3 protein-coding genes are annotated in these 2,896 nt (G+C 44.0%); 2 read left to right on the plus strand and 1 reads right to left on the minus strand.

What is annotated here, in order from left to right:
* Positions 1–204: 204 nt before the first annotated feature.
* The gene (cobS, locus tag IM319_RS15725; protein WP_287736208.1) at positions 205–969 is read right to left on the minus strand and encodes an adenosylcobinamide-GDP ribazoletransferase; all 765 of its coding nucleotides are present in this window, start codon (positions 967–969) and stop codon (positions 205–207) included.
* Between the two features lie 315 nt (positions 970–1,284).
* On the opposite strand from cobS, the gene IM319_RS15730 reads away from it, so the two are divergent.
* Both IM319_RS15730 and IM319_RS15735 read left to right on the plus strand, forming a co-directional pair.
* Positions 1,285–2,415: an AlbA family DNA-binding domain-containing protein gene (locus IM319_RS15730; RefSeq protein ID WP_002757944.1), complete on the plus strand. Its 1,131-nt coding sequence runs from the start codon at positions 1,285–1,287 to the stop codon at positions 2,413–2,415.
* Between the two features lie 266 nt (positions 2,416–2,681).
* The coding region (locus IM319_RS15735; protein WP_287736211.1) for a hypothetical protein at positions 2,682–2,896 on the plus strand (215 nt) is incomplete at its 3' end.

Below are 2,896 nucleotides of genomic sequence, written 5' to 3' on the forward strand. Positions count from 1 at the left end.
GGTTGGGGGTTGGGGGTTGGGGGTTGGGGGTTGGGGGTTGGGGGTTGGGGTGTGGGGTGTGGGGTTTTACCCATTTTCAGGTGGTCAATTACCTAATTTTCAGGGAAAAAGTCCCTGAATTTTCCCCCCAATCACTCCAATGGTCGGCATTTTTTGAGGGTAAAAAAGTCTAAAAACCTTATCCAACAAGGTTTTTAGATTTATTCAGCCAGCCCTAATTATTGCCAAAAACACCAAGAATAGAGCCTCTGTCCACTCTACCACCGCACCGTAGGTATCGCCGGTGTGACCCCGAAGACGACGATATAACCAGTAACCAGTAAGCAGAGCGAGGGCGATTCCGGCACTAATGGCGATTATTCCCCACCTTAGACCGCCAAATAGGGCGATTAACCCCCAAATTCCCCCCCCACAGTCCCAGGGCAGACAAAAAGCCACTTTATGAAAGGCTCCCTTGCCGGTGGGTTTGAGGTAGGGATAAAGAGCGATCGCCATTACTTGCCCCCAACGTCCCCAAATTGGGGCTAAAATTAGAGCTAAGGCTCGATTATCGCTTAAATCAGTCAAAGCGGCGATTTTTAGCAGCAAAACCATAGTCACGGCCATGACTCCAAAGGCCCCGGTAACACTATCGGCCATGACCGCTAAACGACGCTGGGGGTCGGTGACAGCTAAACCATCGGCCGTGTCACTAACTCCATCAAGGTGTAGTCCTCCCGTTAGATAAACCCAAACCCCGACAAGGACAACCGCACGAGTTAAGGGGGGCATTCCCAGACCGGCTAGAGTTATATCGAGTAAAACCAGAATTAAACCCAAAAATAAGCCTACTAAAGGAATCCATCGGGCAATTCTGCCGAAATCAGGCCAGGCAATCGGAACCGGAATAATCGTGTAAAAAGCGATCGCACCTAAAAATGAGCGAATTTCTTGACAAATGAAGTTAAATATGGTAGTCAATCCCCCCAAAATTAGATTCCGGTATGGCAGCCTTTCTCATAAAGATGAAGTATAACTTAATTTTGTATCGGCCACCCTGTGGGATTTTCAAAACATCTGAGAACGCCTATAATAATTCGGCATAACACGCTTATTGTAATGTTATAGGAAGAGTTCTTGCGATCGCTATACAGGAGAGTAATATACGGAAAGATTCCTGAAAAAATGCGTATTTGGCGTGATATGTGGAAAGTTTCCGTATAGCATCTAGTCCGACGTACACTTCTAAGCTACGAGTTCCCCCTGTGACTTAGTACAGTTACTAATACATAAAAAGCAAATTAAATGAAAACTCAGTTACTTGAAAGCCTACTTTACGAAGAAGAAAGTCCAACGCTTGATTTCAAAAAAGAACAATATCCATTCTCCAAGGCAAGTGAGGAAGAGAAGTCTGAACTTGTCAAGGATATTTTAGGATTCGCAAACGCATGGCGAAGATCCGATGCCTATATCTTGATTGGAGTAGAGGAAGTACGGGGCGGAAAAAGTGAAGTAATAGGAATACAAAATCATCTTGATGATCACACACTTCAACAATTTATTAACAGTCTCACTAATCAGCCAGTTCGCTTTCATTACGAGGCCGCAACTATTGAGGGCAAGCAAGTAGGTGTTATCCGAATTGAACAGCAAACAAGACCAATATATCTTAAGAAGAAATATGGAAAGCTGGATAAAGATAAGGTTTATGTGAGGAGAGGAAGTTCAACCGATCCACAAAAACCGGCTACTTTAGATGAAATTGCACAAATGAGGGTGGAACCTGAAGATATTGACGCTAATCTTGCGGTTGTATTTTCCAACCCAGATACTAAGGAACTGATTGGCTCACACTTATCAATTGAAGCTGAATTATGCAACTTGCCCCCATCTTTGCCTGATTTGCCCAGAAATTCCTATATACTTGATTCAATATCAGCGTATAGAACAAATCATCAATATTACCGTGAGTTAGCTCACTATATCTATGTATGTAAGTTATTTCGCCCAGTTCGACTATCTATCTCAAATGTTGGGCGTGTCGCTGCGCGCAATGTCAGAGTCGAGTTCTCAGTTAACTCTTTAATGCAGATAGAAATGCTCCAAAAGGAAAATCTTCCTCAAATGCCCAAAAAGCAATCTCTCGGACCAGAACTAAATCTAAATAGAATGAGATTTACTAAGACACCAGGCAATGTGTGCATCAATCAAACTACTGACCAACTAACTATTGAGATTGATTGTGGAGATCTACAGCCAGGCAGGAGAATATTCTCTGATGTCTTCTATATCGGCAAGAAAACTGAAAATTGCGATAATATTGTCGGAGCAGTTTATGCCGACAATCTTCCTTGCCCCTCTGAGTTGAATCTTACAATATCTGCTTCACTAAGCAAGTCTTCTCTGACAGTAGAAGATTTGATGTCTTGGGGGTAGTGCGATCGCCGCTGATCTTGTAGGGTGTGTTCCCTAATGTGGCTCTTACTGCTCCAGCGATCGATTTTGGGGAACGCACCATGCAGATTGATTGAAACTGTGGGTTTAAGTGCGATGCCGCTCTGGTGGGCCCAGTTGGGGAATGTTAGCGAAGCTCCCCAATGTTTAGGTTAAAATAGAGGGGCAAAAGTTGCAACAGGGTCAGGCCAACGACAGTTAATCAACTCCGCTACAGCAAAGAAGAATTCGCTCGACGTGGTAATGAGATTTATCAATCTCATGTGCGCCCCCAAGTCGAGGAAGGCAATCATGGGAAGATTGTAGCCATAGATATCGAAAAAGGGGCTTTTGGAGTGGCAAAAGACAGCCTCACAGCTTCCGATCAACTTTTAGCCCAATTACCAGATGCTCAAATTTGGTTCGTAAGAATCGGACATCGAGCAGTTCATCGAGTCGGTTTGATTGGGGCAAATTTATTTCA

Source organism: Microcystis sp. M113S1, assembly GCF_020246945.1.
Lineage (GTDB): Bacteria > Cyanobacteriota > Cyanobacteriia > Cyanobacteriales > Microcystaceae > Microcystis.

Coding starts and splice junctions, on each gene's coding strand:
- IM319_RS15730 (WP_002757944.1), top strand. CDS start 1,285: ATGAAAACTCAGTTACTTGAAAGCCTACTTTACGAAGAAGAAAGTCCA.